The organism is Streptomyces sp. NPDC002676 (assembly GCF_053592455.1).
In genome coordinates this window covers 470,937-491,300 of sequence record NZ_JBSFVT010000001.1, presented here as the reverse complement: position 1 = coordinate 491,300, position 20,364 = coordinate 470,937, and the positions used below count along the sequence as shown (strand labels likewise).

At 68.3% G+C, this 20,364-nt stretch carries 11 protein-coding genes; 4 read left to right on the top strand and 7 right to left on the bottom strand.

What is annotated here, in order from left to right:
• Positions 1-214 precede the first annotated feature (214 nt).
• On the bottom strand, positions 215-6,679 hold the full coding sequence (locus ACWD3E_RS02180) for an RHS repeat-associated core domain-containing protein (RefSeq protein ID WP_451385628.1): 6,465 nt from the start codon (positions 6,677-6,679) through the stop codon (positions 215-217).
• Between the two features lie 410 nt (positions 6,680-7,089).
• Here ACWD3E_RS02180 and ACWD3E_RS02175 point away from each other — a divergent pair, with 410 nt between their 5' ends.
• Both ACWD3E_RS02175 and ACWD3E_RS02170 read left to right on the top strand, forming a co-directional pair.
• Positions 7,090-8,190 (top strand): phage baseplate protein, encoded by a 1,101-nt coding sequence (locus ACWD3E_RS02175; protein WP_451385627.1) that lies wholly within the window; start codon positions 7,090-7,092, stop codon positions 8,188-8,190.
• A gap of 52 nt (positions 8,191-8,242) precedes the next feature.
• A complete protein-coding gene (locus ACWD3E_RS02170) occupies positions 8,243-8,971 on the top strand; it encodes a L,D-transpeptidase family protein (RefSeq protein WP_451385626.1) in 729 nt (242 codons plus the stop codon).
• 48 nt (positions 8,972-9,019) lie between these two features.
• Here ACWD3E_RS02170 and galE read toward each other — a convergent pair whose 3' ends face one another.
• On the bottom strand, positions 9,020-9,991 hold the full coding sequence (gene galE, locus ACWD3E_RS02165; RefSeq protein ID WP_451386478.1) for a UDP-glucose 4-epimerase GalE: 972 nt from the start codon (positions 9,989-9,991) through the stop codon (positions 9,020-9,022).
• A 295-nt stretch (positions 9,992-10,286) separates the two neighbouring features.
• Here galE and ACWD3E_RS02160 point away from each other — a divergent pair, with 295 nt between their 5' ends.
• A complete protein-coding gene (locus ACWD3E_RS02160; protein WP_451385625.1) occupies positions 10,287-12,518 on the top strand; it encodes a bifunctional glycosyltransferase/CDP-glycerol:glycerophosphate glycerophosphotransferase in 2,232 nt (743 codons plus the stop codon).
• A 34-nt stretch (positions 12,519-12,552) separates the two neighbouring features.
• Positions 12,553-16,110 (top strand): bifunctional glycosyltransferase/CDP-glycerol:glycerophosphate glycerophosphotransferase, encoded by a 3,558-nt coding sequence (locus ACWD3E_RS02155; protein ID WP_451385624.1) that lies wholly within the window; start codon positions 12,553-12,555, stop codon positions 16,108-16,110.
• 98 nt (positions 16,111-16,208) lie between these two features.
• On the opposite strand, the gene obgE is transcribed toward ACWD3E_RS02155, so the two are convergent.
• From obgE to ACWD3E_RS02130, 5 genes are all read right to left on the bottom strand, one after another.
• Positions 16,209-17,654: a GTPase ObgE gene (gene obgE, locus ACWD3E_RS02150; RefSeq protein WP_451385623.1), complete on the bottom strand. Its 1,446-nt coding sequence runs from the start codon at positions 17,652-17,654 to the stop codon at positions 16,209-16,211.
• 120 nt (positions 17,655-17,774) lie between these two features.
• The gene (gene rpmA / locus ACWD3E_RS02145; RefSeq protein WP_061922958.1) at positions 17,775-18,029 is read right to left on the bottom strand and encodes a 50S ribosomal protein L27; all 255 of its coding nucleotides are present in this window, start codon (positions 18,027-18,029) and stop codon (positions 17,775-17,777) included.
• A 13-nt stretch (positions 18,030-18,042) separates the two neighbouring features.
• Complete coding sequence (rplU, locus tag ACWD3E_RS02140; protein ID WP_100826193.1) at positions 18,043-18,363, bottom strand: 50S ribosomal protein L21; 321 nt, start codon at positions 18,361-18,363, stop codon at positions 18,043-18,045.
• A gap of 186 nt (positions 18,364-18,549) precedes the next feature.
• Positions 18,550-19,620, bottom strand: coding sequence for an iron-containing alcohol dehydrogenase family protein (locus ACWD3E_RS02135; protein ID WP_451385622.1), 1,071 nt, complete (start codon positions 19,618-19,620; stop codon positions 18,550-18,552).
• Positions 19,608-20,360, bottom strand: coding sequence for a phosphocholine cytidylyltransferase family protein (locus ACWD3E_RS02130; protein WP_451385621.1), 753 nt, complete (start codon positions 20,358-20,360; stop codon positions 19,608-19,610). Before ACWD3E_RS02130 ends, ACWD3E_RS02135 begins: the two co-directional genes overlap by 13 nt.
• Between the last annotated feature and the right edge of the window lie 4 nt (positions 20,361-20,364).

The following is a 20,364-nucleotide window of genomic DNA, read 5'->3' as shown; positions in this document are numbered from 1 at the left end:
CCACCCCAAGACGGCAGATGAGGGCCGAAGACCAGTACGTAGCCCAAGGCCAGGAAGATCGCGCCACACAAAATGGCGAGGTGAGCTCTACCCCGAGCCGCAGATTGCACCGCAAATTGCCCTTTCTCATACGATTCCTAGCCCTGTGGCCGCGCGAGCGGCCACAGGGCTAGAAGATCACCGATCACACGAGCTCAATCGGAGCACCGAAAGGTCAGTCCTTCGATATGTAACTCATGGCGAAATCGGTTGTTCCCCTGACTACAAACTCGCGGGACAGCCCGACATCGTGAAGCCGGGCAAAGTCACCCAGATTGGTGGCGCCTCCGAAGATTTTCTCGCCGTAGTCGAAGTTGTAGTCCTTCCTGAACTCGACCGAGTAATCGATGGTAGTAGTCGATTTTCCGCCCCGGCCGACCGTGCGCTGGCCCGTACCAGTGATCCTGAACTGATAACCGCGCAATGCCAGATAAAGGTCCATACTATCCGACTTCGGAACGACAGAGTCCTTCCATTTGCTGTCCACGCGGTATTCCCTACCGGCAGGCAGTTCGGAGATCTTACCCACCAGCTCATCGAGGGCCTTGTTGACGATCTTCCCTGAGGTTGTCTCGCTCCTCAGCAGGAACCTCATGGTTTCGTCGTTCAGCTCATAGTCCTTGCCCGAGCCCTTGACATAGTGCTTGGTCAGGTCCGCCGCCACATTCCATCCCATGCCGTAGAGCGTGGGGATGACGAAATATTTGAGCCGACCGAGGTTCAGATAGTCGTTGAACCCTCTGGAGTCCTTCAGCGAGCCGTAGGCCCCCGTGTTCTTGTGGTCGCTCGTGGTGTCGGATCCGCTTCCGGTGACAGTCGGCGTGCTCGGACCCGGGCCGCACTCCTGCCACCCGCCGCGGCACTGGGTTCCGTCCTCATTCACCCTGATCAACCCGGAAGGGTCCGTGAAGTTGACGGGGTCGTTCCCTGAATAGCTGTAGGAATTCAGGATCTGCGGCTTGTACGGCTGTGTCAGCTCATCGGGGCTGGCGAATCGGCCGAGTGACGGGTCGTACATGCGCGCCCCGAGGATGGACAGAGACGTGCTGTCGTCCTCCGGCTTGCCGAGGAAGCCCCGGTCGAGGCCGGCCGGCAGGTTGCCGCCGACGTTGCGCTGCTTGCCGAACGGGGTGTAGCGGCGACGGATGATCGCTCCGCCCATGCCGATCATCAGTGCCGTGGACGCCTGCGTGTCGTCCATGAGCCAGGTCAGCTTGCCGTTCGTCGAGGTGTCACCCTGGCGCATGGCGACGGTGGTGCCGGCGACGCTGTACAGGCGCGTCGCCTTGACCCCCTCGCCGGTGCCGTTGCCCTTGTGCAGTTCCTGACCCTCGAGGTAGAGCACGTTTTCGCTCTTGGAGGTCCGCAGGAGGACGTTGCCGTCGGTGTCGTACACATAAGTCGACACCTCATCGCCCCCGGACTTGTGCTGCGTGATCTTGTTGACGCGGTCCTGTGGGTTCCACTCGATCGAGGACGTCACGTTGCCGACGGTGCGGGTGTTCATCTGACCGGCGCAGTTGTAACCGAACGAGTCGGCGCCGGCCTGGATGACCGCGTGCGGGTGCAGATGCGTCGACGGGCACGACGTCGGGTCCGTGCTGGTGACGGGATAGTGGTAGTCCTTGGTCGTGGTTCCGGTGGCGGTGCTGTCCTTGACGGACTGGATGTTGCCGAGGTCGTCGTAGGTGTACGACTGGTCGTACGGGTCGAGGCTGCTGCTCAGGTCCGGCGTGGCCGCGCCCGAACAACCGCCAGTGGCTTCGGTGGTCCACGCACGGGTGAGCCGGTTCAGCTCGTCGTATGTGAAGCACTCGCTCTGCTTGGCCACGGCGTCCGTGACCCCGGTGATCTGGCCGCCGAGATCGCGCATGTAGGTGTCGTCCTGCGCGGTCGTGGTGGTGCCCGCGGTCACCGTGGTCGTGATGTTGGACAGTGCGCCGCTGCCGTTGCCGTCGTCGTAGGTGTAGGCGCGGTTCGCCGTGGCGTCCGTACCACCGCTCGTGCCGTACACGCGGGCGTTGAGGCGGCCTTGGCGGTCGAAGCCGATGTTCGACTGGTAGGTGGCCAGCGACGAGGAGACCTGGGACGGCAGGCCCTGGTCGGTGTAGGCGGTGGTGACCGTCTCCGCGGGCAGCTGGCCGACCGCGAGATCACCGACCTTGGGGTAGCTGACCGACGTCATGTGGTCGGCGAGGTCGTAGCCGTAACCGTACTTGTAGGTGCCGGCGAGGCCGGAGCCGTCGTCCGGGATGGTGTACGTCTTGCTCGTCACGCGACCGCGTTCGTCGTAACTGTCGATCGCCGCGGTGTACGCCTTGCTGTTCACGTACGTCGTCGAGGCGGCCACCTGGCCCGCACCGCCGGTGGCGGTGTCGTAGTCCCACTGCGACAGGAGGGTGCTGCCCTGCGAGACCGTCTTCTGACGCTGGAGGTTGTCGTACGTGTACGTCAGCGTCGTGCCGTTGTCGACGGTGGTGCTCGGCTTGCCGTTCACGTCGTACTGGGTCGAGGACGATCCGGTGTCGGGGTCGTTTGTCGAGGTCCGGTCACCGGCCCAGTTGTAGCCGTAGGTGGTGACGTTGCCCTTGGTGTCCGTGATCGTCTTCAGCTTGCCGCTGCGCGTGTACGTGTACGACGTGGTGATCGCTCCACTCGGGCCGTACTGGACGATCTTCGTGGTCTGTCCGAAGACGTCCGTGTAGGTGTCGGTGCGCTCACCGGTGGCGGGGACCGTGGTGGTGTAGTCGCCGTAGTAGTAGGTGCGGGTGTTGCTGTTCGGCTGCAGCTTCCCGGTCGCGAGGACCTGCGATCCCGTTGTGCGGTTCGCCCAGTCGATCAGCAGGTCGGTGTAGGAGGGCAGGTCCGCAACCGTCGGCAGCACCATGCCCGTGCCCGCCCCGGTGGAGTTGTAGAACGCCGCGGAGGTGCCCGTCACGTTGCCCGACGTGTCGTACCGGGTGGAGACCACGTCACGGCCGGTGCGGTCCGGCGCCGGCGACTGGGTCTCGCGGGCGCGGCCCAAGCCGTCGAGGAACTCGTAGGAACTGACGTACGTGGTGCCCGATTGCAGCACTCCGGTGGTCACCTCGGACGGACCGTTCACCGTGTCGGGCACGCCGTCACTGTTGGTCGTGGTCGGCGTGACGTAGGCGAACTGCATGGACGGGTCGCCGGTGGGGTAGTTGCTGATCTCGGTCGGCTTGAAGATCTGGACGTAGCGGCCCACCGAGTCGTGCACGAGCCGCGTGGTGTGGCCGTTGGCATCGAGGATCCGGTACGGCGTACCCCACAGCCGCGAGTACCAGGTCGTGGTCGACATCGCGGTGCCCGGCTTGTCCGGGCCGTCCGGGTCGGGGGTGGTCACCGTGACGCCGTTCGTGGGCCAGGTCGTGACCGGGGAGTAGTCCGTCGTGGTCTTCTGCCGCTTGCCGTCGTAGACCGCGATGGCACGGCCCGCGCCGTCGTAGTCGGTCCAGGCCGTGCGCGCGTTCGCCGGATCGGCGTCGGTGTACTGGATCTTCTCCGTCGCGTTGCCGTCCACCAGCTTGGTGTCGTTCTCCGCGAGCGACGTGGCCCCGTCGTACAGGGTCACCGTGTAGGCGTCCTGGTCGGCATCGGTCTTGGTCGCGCAGTCGGCGCCGTAGTGCCTTCTTTCGTCCTCGAAGACCATCCAGCGCTTGACGTCGGAGTTCGGGAAGTTCGACGTGTTGTACGCGCGGCCGTAGGTGGTGCAGCGGTTGTCGCCGGTCTTGACCAGGCCCCAGTCGTTGGTACGCAGGGGCAGGCCGTAGGTGGTGCTGGTGGCCACGTTGTCGTCGTACTCGTCCTTGACCACGTGCTCGCGCCAGGCCCCGCCTGAGATCAGGTCGTCGGTCGTGGTCTGGCTGTCGCGGACGAAGCGGGCGTCGGGCAGGCCGTCGTAGTGGGCGGTGACGTGGACCCAGTAGTCCTTGCTGACGCGCTGGTGCGAGTTGCCGTCGCCGTCGCGCTTGGAGTACTCCAGGGTCTTGCCGGCCAGCCACGGAGAGTCGGGCGAGGGATGGCCGAAGCCGTCGGTGACCGAGACACTGCGGGTGAGGGAGGAGTCCGTCTTGGAGGTGCGGTCGCCGTCCAGGCCCCGGTAGAGCCAGTAGTAGGTGGAGGCCGCGTTGCTCTTGGTGCCGGTGAAGACCTCGACCTGCTGGTAGCCGCGCCAGTCGGACCAGGTCTCGTCGGAGTCCGGGGTCAGCGGGTCGTTGGTGAACCGCCAGCCCGCGCCGCCGTGGTACTCGTACCGCGTCGTCATGACCGGGTCGCCGTCACTGTTGGCGCCCTTGCCCACACCCGGGTCCTCGTCGACCTGGGTGACGAGGTACTTCTTGAACCAGCCCGTGTGCGCGGTCGTCTCGCCCTCGGGCGTCCACTTCTGCCAGAAACAGTCCTGGGTGTTGGAGGACTCGGTGGGCGGGTTGTTGATGTCGCAGGCGTCCGGCTGGCCGTAGCTGACGCTGGTCACCGCGCCGAGGTCGCCGTAGATCTTCGTGACCCGGCGGAAGTTGAGGAGGGCCGAGCCGACCTGGTTGTCCAGCCAGTCACCGTTGAAGTTGATGACCGGCAGGCGCAGGTCGGGGCCGTCGCCGTAGCCCTGGCGCTGCACGTAGTCGAGCCAGAGCGTCTTGCCGACGCCGCCGCTGGGGTCCGGCAGGCCGTACTTCATCTGGTACTGCATGGCCTTGTCCCACGTCGTACCGCCGTCGTTGCTGACGTAGGTCTTGATGTCCCACAGCATGTCGGTGCTGAAGAACGTGGGGTAGTACGTCTTGCCCTCGCAGTAGTTGTCCGCGGAGGTGCCGTCGCACATCAGGTCGGTCGGCACGTCGGGGTAGGAGCTGGGGTTGGAGGAGATGCCCGGGCAGTCCGGGATGTCCTTGTCCTTGCCCAGCGGATCGGCGTAACTCATCCGCTCCACGCAGCGGCCGACATGCCGCAGTTCAACCTTGGCAGGGAGCAGCGCACCGGGGATCTGGGCGGCCCAGCCGTACTCGATCTTCGTCAGGTAGGCGGCCCGGTCGTACACCCGTGCCTTGTCGGCGTTGATGACCGAGCGGTAGTAGTTCGTGTCCTTCTCGTAGAAGTACGCGTTCTCCACCTCGTTGGGGTCCACGACACGGTCCAGGTTCCAGCGCCAGGCCTGGGTGCAGGGCTCCGGGAACTGGTCGTGGCACGGCTCGCCGACGTCGTCACCGGCCACCGGGACGGTCTCGACGGAGTGGGTGATCGAGCCGTCGCGCTCGCTGCGGCCCCAGCCGAAGTAGTAGCGCATGCCGTCCTGGGTGGAGATCACCCAGTACTCGTCGTCGGCGCCGTGGCCGTTCCACAGGTGCTGCACGCGCCAGCCCGGGTCGTCCTGGACGTGGTACGAACCGGTGCCGTTGCCGTCCTGGACGAGTGCCGAGTCGACGCCGTTGAGGCTGATGGTGTACTCGGCGCCGTCCTTCTCGTTGGTGTAGTTCGGCGACTGCCAGCACAGGTCGCCCACCGTGTTGTTGACGTCCGTCGAGCAGTTCTTGTACTTCCGCTCGATGTAGCCGACGTTCAGGTCCCAGCCCATACCGGCCCAGGAGGCCTGGTTGTTCGACGCCGAGGTACGGCCGTCGACGGACTGGGAGTTGTACGACAGCGACAGTTCGGGCGTCGTGCCGAAGGGGGCCTTGGGCAGGGTGATCGGCAGGTTGTAGGTGAACGCGCCGGAGCCGGTCGACACGTCCCACTTGCCGGTCGGGCTGAGCGTCGACGCGCGGTAGTCACCGGCGTTCGAGGAGGAACTGGTCGTCACCGCCGTCACCGTGGAGGTGGTGGCCGCGGACATCATGGCGGTGCCCGGCTTCGGGGTGGCCGTGGCGGGGTCCGCGTCGGCGTAGACCGTGGCCGTCAGCCTGCCCGTCTTCACGTCGTTGTGGACCGGCAGGTAGCGACGGCTGTCCGGCGAGCAGCCGCGCTTGTGCGGCGTGGTGAGCGCGCACGCGGGCATCTGCACGAGGCGCAGCCGGGAGGCGAAGTCGCCGCCGTAGGCGTACTTGAAGGCGTTGTAGTCGATGGTGACGCCGACCGGTCCGGGGACGGGCTTGTCGTCCTTGCGGGTCAGGCGCAGCGCCATGCCGACGCCGCCGATCGACTTGATCTTCGAGCGGTCGAGAACCTGGACGTCGACGTCGTCGGGAGTGCCGGCGGACGGGGCCAGACCGAGGTCCTTGCCCCCGGTGATGGCGTCCTCGGCGGTCTTCTGGCCGAGCGCGAACGCGGACTGCGGGGGCAGTCCCGCGGCCCGGATCTGCGCGGCCGACGGCGTACGGACCGACACCACGGCGGACTTGGCCGCGGCGCTGCCGGAGCCGGCATCGACGACCGTGCCCGACGGGGACACGGCCAGGGCGTGTCCGGGCCCGGCGGTCGAAAGGTCGACCCTGGCCCGCACCCCCTTCGGCCAGGTCACCCGTGGCGCTCTGGTCATCGTCGGCTCCGCCTGTTGCCTGGGCACCTTGTCGCCCTTGCGCGCCGGAACGTTGACGGTCGTGTCCTTCGGCTTGGCCACGGCAACAGCCGCGGCGAACGCCGGTGCGGACACCAGACCGGACAACAACGCACTGGAGACAGCCACGACGAAGCCGCGTCTCAACGACGCACGCATCACGACCCCCACCCCTCTGGCCGAATATCGACCACAAACGGTCAAAAAGAGCGGGCTCACGGCGCGCGAGGCAACACAAAGCCAACACACGGCGAACACGCAGGGCGGAAACTAACCACATTCTTGATCACGCCATTTGCGGAAAATCGGGCCCCGATGGCTCAAATTCGACCGACGCCTTGGCGAAGATTTTGCGTCTGCGTGGCCAACGGAATGCTTTGTTCCGGCGTCTCTACCGTGATCGTTTGGCAGGTGCTTTAATGACCGGCCAACGGCTCAGCCAGCTCCCCTTGGCACCCGCATGTCCTCATGTGCGATGTGCGCGCCATAGGCACAGACGTTGGCGCTTTTTTCTTTTTCTCAAGGGGGCTTCGATCACCATGCTCGATCGCAGACGCATGCTGCGCATGGCGGGAGCAGTCATCGGCGCGGCGGCGGTTCCGGCGGTCGCTGTCGGCGCAAGTGCAGCGATCGCCCGCTCCCGTGGCGCCGCACGGAACGACGCCACTCCCGGCTCGATAGCGGCGAGCAAGCGGTTCGACCTGACCGCCGGCTCCACCGCGCTGCTGCGCGAGTTCCAGCTGAGCGGCACGCGCGTGCTGCAGTCCTTCGCCTTCGACAACACGCGCGGGCACCTGTTCACCGTGCAACTCGTCGACGACGGGCTGCAGTTGCCGGGCGAGACCCAGACGTACTCCGGCGACGACCGCGAAGCCAACGGCGACCTGTGCCTGACCCGCCTGGACACCTCCGGGCGCATTCTCGGCACCATGTATCTGCGCGGATTCGGGCACGGTGTGCAGATCGGCGTCGAAACCACCAGTTCCGGCAGCTATCTGTGGACCGAGACGCACAACATCCGCACCCTCAACCCGGACGGCGTCACCTACACCGGATGGGGAGACCGGCTCGCCCGGTTCAAGTTCGCCAACGGCACCGTCCTCACCGCGGACTCGCCGGCGCTCACCCAGTACACGCTCGAAAGCGGCGTCGACCGCACCACCTGCACCATCGACCCGGTCAACAACCGTCTCGCGGTCCGCTGCCGGGTCAGCGGCGCGTTCCGGTACCGCCTGTACGACCTCGCCGCCTTCAAGTCGGGGGGCCGCACCCCGCTCGCCGACGTGGCCCAGCCCGCCGACCTCCAGCCCGGCTACACCGACGTCTTCCAGGGCTTCGCGAGCTACGGCAGCTACCTCTACCTGCTGGCCGGCTCCGCGTACGGCTCGAACGGCTCGACGTCGCCGGACGGCAACACCTTCATCACCACGGTGGACTGGAACACCGGCGCCCTCGTGGAGCAGAAGCTCACCAAGGCCGGACAGAGCCTGCTCTACCGCGAACCCGAGGGCATGGCGATCCAGATCCCCGACCCGGCCAACCCCCAGGCGGTGCGCCTGTGCAGCGGCTGGGCCTCCTACGTCTCCAGCACGGACAAGAGCAAGCTGGCCAGCATCTATTACAAGGACGTACTGGTCTGAGGGCGCCGGGGCACCAGCCGCCTGTGCGGCGCCGTCTGCGACCATGGAGCCCATGCGAAAAGGCGGTTCGACACGGGCGGCCCTGGCTGCGGCCTGCGGCGCGTTGTTGGTGATGTCCCTTGCGGCGTGCGGTGGTTCGGGCCACAAGAGGCACGCCGCGCACGGCCGGGGGGATGACGCGCGGCCACGGAACGCGGCCCTGAAGCGCATACCCGGCGTCGGGAACCGGCTGTGGCAGCAGATACCGGCCGACTCCCGCCAGGTGGTCACCGTGTACGGCGCCGGCCGGAACTCCCCCGACTCCACGGTGGTGCTCTTCACCAAGCAGGGCTCCCTCTGGAAGCGGGAGCGGTCCTGGACGGCGCACAACGGGCGCAAGGGCTGGACGACGGACCATCACGAAGGGGACCGGCGCAGCCCGGTGGGGGTCTTCACGCTGAGCGACGCGGGCGGTGTGCTCGACGCGCCGGGCACCAAGCTGCCGTACACCCGGTCGCAGGCCTTCCAGACCCCGAGCTACTGGAAGGAGCCGTACCGGCACGACTTCGACTACGTCATCGCCATCGACTACAACCGGGTCAAGGGCACCTCGCCCAGTGACCCGACCCGGCCGCAGGGGCAGTCCAAGGGCGGCAGCATCTGGCTGCACATGGACCACGGCAGCGGCACGTCGGCGTGCGTGAGCCAGTCCAAGGCGGCGATGCGGTACCTGCTGCGGACGCTCGATCCCGCACAGCACCCGGTCGTGGTGATGGGCGACAGGGCGGAACTGAAGGCCTGATCAGCAGGTTCCGGGCCGACGGGCGGCCGGCCCGGAATCTCGGGGTGCTCAGGCGCGCTGGTGGCGCCAGCCCTGCCAGGCGGACTCGATCATCTCGTCCAGGCCGTGACGGGCCGTCCAGCCCAGTTCCTCGCGGATGCGGCCCGCCGACGCGACCACGCGGGCCGGGTCGCCGGGGCGCCGGGCGGTCACCTCGGGCGTCACGTGCTCGTTGCCCGTGACCTTGAGGATCCGCTCCACCATCTCCTGGACCGAACTGCCCTCGCCGCGCCCGATGTTGAGGGTCAGCGAGGTCCCGGCCTCGGCCTGCTGGAGGCGCTGCGCGGCGGCCACGTGCGCGGAGGCGATGTCCTGGACGTGAATGTAGTCACGGATGCAGGTGCCGTCCGGGGTGGCGTAGTCGTCACCGAAGACCCGCGGGGCCTCCCCCGCCTCCAGCCGCTCGAACACCATGGGGATGAGATTGAAGACACCCGTGTCGGCCAGCTCGGGAGCGGCGGCTCCGGCCACGTTGAAGTAGCGCAGGGACGCGGCACGCAGGCCGTGGGCGCGGGCAGCCGCGCTGATCAGCCACTCCCCGATCAGCTTGGTCTCGCCGTAGGGGCTCATGGGCGCGCAGGGGGTGTCCTCCGTGACAAGAGCCACATCGGGCATGCCGTAGACGGCGGCGGAGGACGAGAAGACGAGGTCGGTGACGCCGGTGGCCGCCATCGCCTCCAGGAGGGTCTGCAGGCCGGTGACGTTCTCCCGGTAGTAGTGGAGCGGCTGCTCGACCGACTCCCCCACCTGCTTCTTGGCTGCGATGTGCACCACACCGGTCACATCATGGTCACGAAGCGTCTGCTCCAGCAGAGGCCTGTCCAGCACGCTGCCGACGACCAGGGGCACACCGGCGGGCACCTTCTCGGCGTTGCCCGTGGAGAGGTCGTCGTACACGACCACGTGCTCGCCGCCCTCGGTCATGGCGCGCACCACGTGCGCCCCGATGTACCCGGCTCCGCCCGTGACCAGCCAGCTCATCCTCATGCCTCCAAGGTCATCGTCTTCCGGAAGACTCAGGAAGACTCCGGAAGAGCAGACTCATCCATGAGCCGAGGAAAATCGAGTCGGACATTTCGGACCCTGCTGCGCATCAGGGTAGAGGACACCCGAGTTGAGCTGCGGTCCTGTAACCGTCTCTCTACCTGTCTCGCGGAAACTTCAAGTGAATCCCTTACGCTAAGGCGGCGGCGTGCTCGGGGTCCATTGGCGGACGACGCAGGTCTGCTCCCAGCTCACGCCCCCGCGATCAGCTCTTGGAACAGGTTTGTTAAGGATGCCTCGACTCTCTCTCGTCATACCGGCCTACAAGGTGCAGGGCTACCTCGCCGAGTGCCTGGACTCGGTGCTGGGGCAGGACTTCACCGACTTCGAGGTGATCGCGGTCGACGACTGCTCGCCGGACGCTTCGGGGGCGATCTTCGACGAGTACGCGGAGCGCGACGAACGCGTTCACGTGATACACCTCACGGAGAACGTGGGCCTGGGCCGCGCACGCAACGCCGGCCTCGAGAAGGCGACGGGCGACTACGTACTGTTCCTGGACAGTGACGACACCCTGTCCGACGGTGCGCTCAAGGCGATAGCCGACCGCCTCGACGCCACCGGCGACCCGGAGATCCTCGTCTACGACTACGCCCGTACCTACTGGGACGGGCGCGTACGGCCCAACCAGCGGGCGGACCTGCTGCGCGGCGAGGGCCCGGACGTCTTCTCGCTCGCGGACCGGCCGCAGCTGCTGGAGCTGCTGCAGATCGTCTGGAACAAGGCCTACCGCCGCGACTTCGTCGCCCGCCAGGGCCTGACCTTCCCTCCGGGGTACTACGAGGACGCCCCCTGGACGTTCTGCTCACTGATCAGCGCCGAGCGAATAGCGCTGCTGGACCGCGTCTGCGTGCTGTACCGCCAGCGCCGCGAGGGCGGGAACATCCTCAAGACGGTCAGCCGCAAGCACTTCGACGTCTTCGACCAGTACCGCCGCGTCTTCGACTTCGTCGACGCCCACCCCGGACTCGACATCTGGCGCGGACCGCTGTTCCGGAAGATGGTCGACCACTACCTGACCGTCCTGGACCGCCCCGACCGCCTGCCGCAGAACGCGCGCGCCGAGTTCTTCCACAAGGCCTCCGCCGACTACCGCGCCCGCCTGCCCGAGGGCTTCCAGCGCCCCGCGGGGGGCCGTGGCCACAAGTACGCCATGCTGGAGCGGGACGCGTACACGACGATGGCCAGCGCCACCACCGCGGTCAAGCTCCGCAAGGCGGTCAAGAGCCGCACCCGCACCGCGATCAACAAGTCCAAGCGCAGCGCGATGGGCGTCTTCTACCAGTCCCAGCTGCGGCTGCCGCTCGACGAGAACCTGGCGCTGTTCTCCGCCTACTGGAGCCGCAGCGTCTCCTGCAACCCCGCGGCCATCGACGCCGAGCTGGCCCGGCTCGCCCCGCACGTCCGCCGCGTGTGGGCCGTGCGCCCCGACGCGGTGGACCAGGTGCCCAAGGGCGTGGAGTACGTCCGTGTGGGCTCGCGCGAGTACTGGGCGGCCCTCGCCCGCGCCAAGTACCTCGTCAACAACGTCAACTTCGCCGACGCCGTGGTCAAGCGCGAGGGCCAGATCCATCTGCAGACCCACCACGGCACGCCGCTCAAGACCATGGGCCTCGACCAGCGCAAGTACCCCGCGTCGACGGACATGGACTTCGAGAAGCTGCTCGAGCGCTGCGACCGCTGGGACTTCAGCCTCAGCTCCAACCGGTTCTCGACGACCGTGTGGGAGCGGGTCTACCCGTGCTCGTACGTCTCCCTGGAGACCGGCTACCCGCGCAACGACGTCCTCGTGAACGCCACCTCCGAGGACGTGCGCCGGGCCCGCGCCGCGCTCGGTCTGGCGGACGGCACCAAGGCCTTCCTGTACATGCCGACCCACCGCGAGTACCAGCCCGGCTTCCGGCCGAGCCTCGACCTCGCGCGCCTCGCGGACGAACTCGGCCCCGACGTCACGCTGCTGGTCCGCGGCCACTACTTCTACGGCAGCTCCGCGCACACCGCGGAGCTGCGCCGCAGCGGCCGTATCGTCGACGTCTCGGGCCACGCGCGGGTCGAGGAGCTGTACCTGGCCGCGGACGCGCTGATCACGGACTACTCGTCCGCGATGTTCGACTACGCCGTCCTGGACCGGCCCATCATCATCTACGCCCCCGACTGGGACATCTACTCGGCGGTGCGGGGCACCTACTTCAACCTGCTCCAGGAGCCGCCGGGTTCGGTGGCCACCTCGCAGGCCGCGCTGATCGGTCTGCTCGGCTCCGGCGAGTACAGCGGCAGCGAGGCGGCCGAACGCCGCGCCGCCTTCCGGCTCCGCTTCTGCGAGTTCGACGACGGGCGGGCCGCCGAGCGCGTGGTCCGGCGCGTCTTCCTCGGCGAGGAGACCCCGCTGCCGTTCGTGCCGTTCGCCGAACGCCCCCACGCACCGACCCCCGCCCAGGCGCTCGAACTGGTCGAGCGGGCCTGACCCCGGAAAACCGGAAATGGAGATCCCTCACGTTATGGCCCCTCGGCTCAGTGTCATCGTCCCCATGTACGACGTCGAGTTCTATCTGCCGGCGTGCCTCGACTCCCTGGCGGCGCAGACGTACCAGGACTTCGAGGTCATCATGGTGGACGACGGTTCGCCGGACGGCTCGGCCGCGATAGCGGAGACCTACGCGCAGCGCGATCCGCGGTTCCGGCTGATACGCAAGGAGAACGGAGGCCTGGGGGCCGCCCGCAACACCGGTATCGCCCACATGGCGCCGGAGTCCGAGTTCGTCACGTTCGTCGACAGCGACGACCTCATACCCCCGGACGCCTACCAGCTGATGGTGGGCAGCCTGGACGAGACGGGCTCCGACTTCGCCACCGGCAACGTCTGGCACCTCAGGGGCGAGAAGTCCTGGCAGGTGCCGCTGATGAAGATGCTGGCCGGCGAGGCCCGCCAGCGCACCCACATATCCCAGTACGCCAAGCTCGTCGCGGACCGGATCGCCTGCAACAAGGTGTTCCGCCGCACCTTCTGGGAGAAGCACGGCTTCGCCTTCCCCGAGGGCCGGCTGTACGAGGACACGCCCGTCACGATGCGGGCGCACTACCTCGCCGACGCCGTCGACGTCATCTCCGAGCCCTGCTACTACTGGCGGCTGCGCGAGGGCGAGTCCGCCCCCTCCATCACGCAGCGCCGCACCGACCCGGCCGGCGTGCGCGACCGTGTCACCTCCGTCCTGGAGATCAGCGACTTCCTGGGCAAGCAGAGCGGCGAGACCTTCGCCCGGCTGAAGCAGGAGTACGACACCCGCGTCCTCCTGGACGACCTGCGGCTGTTCCTCAACGTGGTGCCCGACGGCGACGAGGAGTACCGCGCCGAGTTCCTGCGGTCCGCCAACCGCTTCATGGACCACATCGACCCCAAGGTCGTCATGGCGCTGCCCACCCATCTGCGGGTGCAGTGGCTGCTCGTGCGCAAGCACCAGCTCGAAGAGCTGATCACCCTGCTCGCCGGGCAGCGGCGCAAGGAGGCCATCGAGGTCAGCGGCCTGGTCCGCAAGTACGCCTCCTTCCCCTCCCTGGCCGACGCCGACCTGGACTTCCCGCGCAAGGCGCTGCGCATCGACCAGGACCTGCGCATGCGCGCCCCGCTGGTGGACATCAGCTGGTCCGAGGGCAAGCTGGTGCTGTCCGGCAACGCCTGGATCGACAAGATCGACCTGCCCTCCAAGCGCTCCTCGGTGAAGGTCCTGCAGCTGCGCAAGGACAAGTCCCGCCGCCGCATGGTGCTGCCCGCCCGCAACGTGGAGCGCCCCGAGCGCACCACCGAGTCCGGGCAGGACCGCTACAACTACGACTGGTCGGGCTGGGAGGTCACCTTCGACCCGGCCAAGCTGCGCAAGGGCGGCGAGTGGCAGGAGGGCATGTGGCACGTGGGCCTCGGCCTGTACGCCTCCGGCCTGGTGCGCCGTGCCGCCGTGCAGTCCAGCGGCGGCGCCGCCTGCAACTTCCCGCCCTACCACTGGCTGAGCCCCGACTTCCGGCTGCTGCCGTCCGTCGAGGGCGGCGCGCTCAAGCTCCGCGTCGAGAAGGTGCGGGCGCTGATCACCGGCTGGACGCTGGACGGCGACCGGCTGCGGGTCACGGGCGAGATCCGGGTTCCCCTGGCCGCCGGTGAGAGCGTGGCGCTGCGGGTGAAGAACCAGAAGGGCGCCCAGGTCCACGAGTACCCGGTCGAGGTGACCGAGGAGGGCGGCAAGCGCCGGTTCTCGGTCGAGGTACCGGTCGCCGACGTGGCGCTGGTGTTCCACGAGGGCGTCGACGCCCTGGCCCAGCCGGAGAAGCGCGTCTGGTCCACCGTCCTGATCGCCACGGACCCGCAGGGCAACACCCGCCAGTTCAGCACCGTGCTGCAGGAGGGCCTGCCCGACGGGCGGTACGACCTGCCCGCCTCGCTGGGCGAGCAGGCCGAGCTGTGCGAACTGGCCGTGGTCGGCGGCCACAACGGCTACCTGAAGCTGTCCGGCCGCACCCGGCGTGCCGTGATCGACGAGGTCGCCGTGCGGGACGGCCGTATCACCATCTCCGCCCGCACCGACGCCCGGCTCACCGGCGCCCGGCTGCTGCTCAAGCCCCGCGCACGCTTCGAGGAGCGCTTCGTGGAGCCGCGCTGGTTCGCCGACGGCCGCTTCGAGGTCGCCTTCGACCCGTCCACGCTGGGCGGCAACGGCAACGTGCCGCTGCGCGCCGGCCGTTGGAACCTCTTCCTGCGCCCGGCCGACGGCCCCGACGTCCCCTTCGTCACCGACCGCCTCGCCGCCGCGCAGTTCCCGCTCCAGGCCGACCTGGGCGGGCGCCGCTACTGGCTGGAGAACCGCTGGGCCGACTTCCCGCAGCTGAACTGCCGTTCGGAGCTGGACGACCTGGAGCGCGGCCCGTACCGGCAGAAGCAGCTGCGCCAGGAGCTGTACCAGCCCCTGCTCCAGAAGCCGCTGAAGGAGCAGGTCTTCTACCTCAGCTACAACGGCAAGCAGTTCTCCGACAGCCCGAAGGCGATGTACGAGGAGCTGGTGAGCCGTGGCACGGACCTGAAGCAGCTGTGGGCCGTGCGTGACGGCCAGGTCCTGCTGCCCGAGGGCGTGGAGCGGGTCCGCATGTGGGGCCGCGAGTGGTACGAGGCCCTCGCCTCCAGCCGCTACATCGTCACCAACGGCCACCTGCCGGACTGGATCGAGCGCCGCCCCGGCCAGGTCATCGTCCAGACCTGGCACGGCACGATGCTGAAGAAGATCGGCCACGACATCGACACGCTGCACTTCGACCGCCGCTACCAGGAGAAGCTGGCGCTGGAGGCCAAGCAGTGGAGCCTGGTCGTGTCCTCGAACCGGTTCAGCACGCCGATCCTGAAGCGGGCCTTCTCCTACGACGGTGAGATCCAGGAGGCGGGCTACCCCCGCAACGACTACCTGTACTCCCCGGACAAGGACGCCATCGCGGAGCGGGTGAAGAAGCAGCTCGGCCTGCCGAAGGGCAAGAAGGTCGTCCTGTACGCGCCGACCTGGCGCGACGACCTGGCGCACAGCGCCGGGCAGTACCGCTTCGACCTGCGGATCGACCTGGAGGACGCACAGCGCCGGCTGGGCGAGGACCACGTCCTGCTGATCCGCCGCCACTCCAACGTCGTGGACGCGGTGCCCGGCGCCGGCAACGGCTTCGTGTGGGACGTGTCCGAGTACCCGGACATCGCCGACCTGTACGTGGCGGCCGACATCATGATCACGGACTACTCGTCGGTCATGTTCGACTACGCCCACCTGAAGCGGCCGATGCTGTTCTTCACCTACGACCTGGAGCACTACCGCGACACCCTGCGCGGCTTCTACTTCGACTTCGAGCAGGACTCCCCCGGCCCGCTGGTCTTCACCTCCAAGGAGCTGATCGACTCGATCCGGGACATCGACCGGGTCTCCGACGAGTACCAGGACCGCTTCGACCGCTTCCACCACCTGTTCTGCGACCTGGACGACGGCCACGCCTCGAAGCGGGTCGTGGACCGGATGCTGGAGCAGGCCAAGGAGCTGTGAGCGAGCGCTGAAAGGGCGGGGCCCGGAGGATGTGTCCTCCGGGCCCCGCCCTTTTACGTCGACTTCCGTGCTGCCGAGGTACGGCGGCAGCCGAGGCTCTAGAAGGCCTCGAAGTCGTCGAACTCCTGCTGCGCCTCGTCCCGTTCGGCCTGCTTGTCGCGGCGGCGCTGCGTCGCGGGCCGGGGCGCCTCGAAGCGGTGGTCCTCGCCGCGGCGGCCCAGCATCTCCGCACCGGCCGTCATGGTCGGCTCCCAGTCGAAGACGACCGCGTTCTCCTCGGGGCCGATGGCGACGCCGTCGCCGGAGCGGGCGCCCGCCTTCATCAGCCGCTCTTCCACGCCGAGGCGGTTGAGCCGGTCGGCGAGGTAGCCGACGGCTTCATCGTTGTTGAAGTCGGTCTGCCGCACCCAGCGCTCCGGCTTCTCACCGCGCACCCGGAACAGCGGCTCGCCGTCGACCTCCTCGCGGATGACGGTGAAGCCCGCGTCGTCCACGGCCTTGGGCCGGATGACGATCCGCGTGGCCTCTTCCTTCGGCTTCGCGGCGCGGGCCTTGCCGACCAGCTCACCGAGCGCGTACGACAGCTCCTTCAGCCCGGTGCGGGCCACCGCCGACACCTCGAAGACGCGGTAGCCGCGCGCCTCCAGGTCGGGGCGGACCAGCTCGGCGAGGTCCTTGCCGTCCGGCACGTCGATCTTGTTGAGGACGACGATCCGGGGCCGGTTGTCGAGGCCGCCGTACTGCTTCAGCTCCTCCTCGATGATGTCGAGGTCGGAGACGGGGTCGCGGTCGGACTCCAGGGTCGCGGTGTCCAGCACGTGCACGAGCACGCTGCACCGCTCCACGTGCCGCAGGAACTCCAGGCCGAGGCCCTTGCCCTGGCTGGCGCCCGGGATCAGACCGGGCACGTCGGCGATGGTGTAGACGGTCGAGCCGGCCGTGACGACACCCAGGTTGGGCACGAGGGTGGTGAAGGGGTAGTCGGCGATCTTCGGCTTGGCCGCGCTGAGCACGGAGATCAGCGAGGACTTGCCGGCGCTCGGGTAACCGACGAGCGCCACGTCGGCGACGGTCTTCAGCTCCAGGACGATGTCCTGGAGGTCTCCCGGCACACCGAGCAGCGCGAAGCCGGGCGCCTTGCGCCGGGCCGAGGCCAGCGCCGCGTTGCCGAGGCCGCCCCGGCCGCCCTGCGCGGCGACGTAGGAGGTGCCGTGGCCGACCAGGTCGGCGAGCACGTTGCCCGCCTTGTCCAGCACGACCGTGCCGTCCGGCACCGGCAGGACCAGGTCCTGGCCGTCCTTGCCGGAGCGGTTGCCGCCCTCGCCGGGCTTGCCGTTGGTGGCCTTGCGGTGCGGGGAGTGGTGGTACTCGAGCAGTGTGGTGATCGACTGGTCGACCGTGAGGATGACGTCGCCGCCCCGGCCGCCGTTGCCGCCGTCGGGCCCGCCGAGGGGCTTGAACTTCTCACGGTGGACGGAGGCACAGCCGTGGCCTCCGTTACCCGCGGCGACATGCAGTTCGACGCGGTCCACGAAGGTGGTCATGGTTCAGTGCCTCCAGAAAAGTACGGGTGTTTCTTGCTTAACACGCGAAAGGCGGACCATCCTTCCCGACCGGGAAGTGAGGTCCGCCTCGCGAAAGCGTTCGGTGCTGAATCAGATGATTCAGGCGACCGGAACGATGTTCACGACCTTGCGGCCACGGTGGGAACCGAACTCCACCGCACCGGCCTGCAGCGCGAACAGCGTGTCGTCGCCGCCACGGCCGACGCCGGCGCCCGGGTGGAAGTGGGTGCCGCGCTGACGGACCAGGATCTCACCAGCGTTGACGACCTGACCGCCGAAGCGCTTCACGCCGAGCCGCTGGGCATTGGAGTCGCGACCGTTCCGGGTGGACGATGCGCCCTTCTTGTGTGCCATGTCTCCTCAGTCCTTACTTCGCAGCCGCGGGGATCGCGGTGACCTTGATCGCCGTGTACTGCTGGCGGTGGCCCTGGCGACGGCGGTAGCCGGTCTTGTTCTTGTAGCGCAGAATGTCGATCTTCTGGCCCTTGTGGTGGTCCACGACCTCGGCCTGGACCTTGATGCCGGCCAGCACCCACGGGTCGCTGGTCACAGCGTCGCCGTCGACAACGAGCAGGGTCGAGAGCTCGACCGTGTCGCCCACCTTGGCAGTGGAAATCTTGTCAACCTCAACGATGTCGCCGACAGCAACCTTGTGCTGGCGACCACCGCTGCGCACGATGGCGTACACGCGGATCTCTCTTTCGCTCGAAGAAACGGCACCCCCGCAGGCCAGCCGCCCAGAAACGACATGGACGACCTCTCCCGGCCAACCCTGCGCCCGGGAGGAAGAGGTTTACGGGGATGTGGCGTACTCAGTGACACGCCGACGGTCAAGGTTACGGGGCTGAACCGTGAGGGTCAAACCGGGCCTGACTCAGCCGGAAACGGCTGCGACGGCGGCCACGTACTCCGCGTAGGCCTTCCGGATGCCCTCCGGCGACAGCTCCAGGTGCTCCAGGATCGTGTACCGGCCGGGGCGGGTCTCCGGGGCGAACTCCACGGCCCGGACGAACTCCTCGTCGCTGAAGCCGATCTCCTCCGCCACCACCGGCAGCCCGTGCCGGCGCAGCGCCCCGGCCATCAGGAGCGAACCCTCGTGGTCGCCGCGCAGGTGCATGGCGAAGGCGGCGCCGAGCCCCACCTGCTCGCCGTGGCTCGCCGCCCGCCTGGGGTACAGCAGGTCGAGGGCGTGGCTGATCTCGTGGCAGGCGCCCGAGGAGGGGCGGGTGTGCCCGGCGATCGACATGGCGATGCCCGACAGGACGAGCCCCTCGGACAGCACGGTCAGGAAGCCGTCGTCGCCACAGCCTCCCGGGTGCCGGAGCACGGCCTCGCCGGCCTGGCGGGCCATGGCCGCGGCCAGGCCGTCGAGCGGCTCGTCGTTGACGCGGTGGGAGAGCTCCCAGTCCGCCACGGCGGAGATGTTGGACAGCGCGTCCCCGATGCCCGAGCGCACGAAACGCACCGGCGCCTCCCGGATGACGTCCAGGTCGACGAGGAGGGCGATGGGGGTCGGCACGCCGTAGGAACCGCGGCCGGCGTCGTTGTCCAGGATGGACACCGGCGAGCAGATGCCGTCGTGGGAGAGGTTGGTGGCGACGGCGACCATGGGCAGGCCGATGCGTGCCGCCGAGTACTTCGCGCAGTCGATGACCTTGCCGCCGCCCAGGCCGACCACGGCGTCGTACTGGCCCGACTTCATCTCGTCGGCCAGCCGCACCGCGTCGTCCAGGGCGCCGCCGCCGACCTCGAACCAGGAGGCCCCGGGCAGCGAGGGGGCGAGGCGCTCGCGCAGCCTCGCCCCGGAGCCGCCGCTGACGGCGACCGCGAGCCGCCCGGACTGCGAGATCCGCTGGTCGGCGAGGATGGCCGCCAGGTCCTCCAGGGCACCCGGGCGGACGTCCACGACGACCGGCGAGGGAATCAGCCGGGTCAGTACTGGCACGCGATCTCCCGTCCCCGGGCGAGGTCGTCGTGGTTGTCGATCTCGACCCACCGGACGTCACCGATCGGCGCCACGTCGATCTGGAAGCCCCGGTTCACCAGCTCCTGGTAGCCGTCCTCGTAGTACAGCTGCGGGTCGCGCTCGAAGGTCGCCCGCAGCGCGTCGGCGAGGTCGGGGGCGGCGTCGCCCTCGATCAGGGTGACACCGATGTACTCGCCCGTCGCCTCGGCGGGGTCCATCAGCTTGGTGATCCTCTGGACGCCCTTGGCGGGGTCCACGACGACCTTCATCTCCTCGTCCGCGAGGGACTTCACGGTGTCCAGCGCGAGGATGATCCGCTTGCCCTCGCCGCGGGCGGCGAGCAGCGTCTTCTCGACGGAGACCGGGTGGACGGTGTCGCCGTTGGCGAGGATCACGCCGTCCTTGAGGGCGTCCCGGCCGCACCACAGGGAGTAGGCGTTGTTCCACTCCTCGGCCTTGTCGTTGTCGATGAGGGTGAGCTTGAGGCCGTACTTCCGCTCCAGGGCCTCCTTGCGCTCGTACACGGCCTCCTTGCGGTAGCCGACGATGATCGCGACCTCGGTCAGCCCCACCTCGGCGAAGTTGCCGAGGGTGAGGTCGAGCACCGTGAGCGAGTCCTCAGCGCCGTCGGGGCCCACCGGCACCAGGGCCTTGGGCAGGGTGTCGGTGTAGGGGCGCAGACGCCGTCCGGCGCCGGCCGCCAGCACGAGGCCGATCATCGTG

Coding starts and splice junctions, on each gene's coding strand:
- ACWD3E_RS02175 (WP_451385627.1), top strand. CDS start 7,090: ATGCTCGATCGCAGACGCATGCTGCGCATGGCGGGAGCAGTCATCGGC.
- ACWD3E_RS02170 (WP_451385626.1), top strand. CDS start 8,243: ATGCGAAAAGGCGGTTCGACACGGGCGGCCCTGGCTGCGGCCTGCGGC.
- galE (WP_451386478.1), bottom strand. CDS start 9,991: ATGAGCTGGCTGGTCACGGGCGGAGCCGGGTACATCGGGGCGCACGTG.
- ACWD3E_RS02160 (WP_451385625.1), top strand. CDS start 10,287: ATGCCTCGACTCTCTCTCGTCATACCGGCCTACAAGGTGCAGGGCTAC.
- ACWD3E_RS02155 (WP_451385624.1), top strand. CDS start 12,553: ATGGCCCCTCGGCTCAGTGTCATCGTCCCCATGTACGACGTCGAGTTC.
- obgE (WP_451385623.1), bottom strand. CDS start 17,654: ATGACCACCTTCGTGGACCGCGTCGAACTGCATGTCGCCGCGGGTAAC.
- rpmA (WP_061922958.1), bottom strand. CDS start 18,029: ATGGCACACAAGAAGGGCGCATCGTCCACCCGGAACGGTCGCGACTCC.
- ACWD3E_RS02130 (WP_451385621.1), bottom strand. CDS start 20,360: ATGATCGGCCTCGTGCTGGCGGCCGGCGCCGGACGGCGTCTGCGCCCC.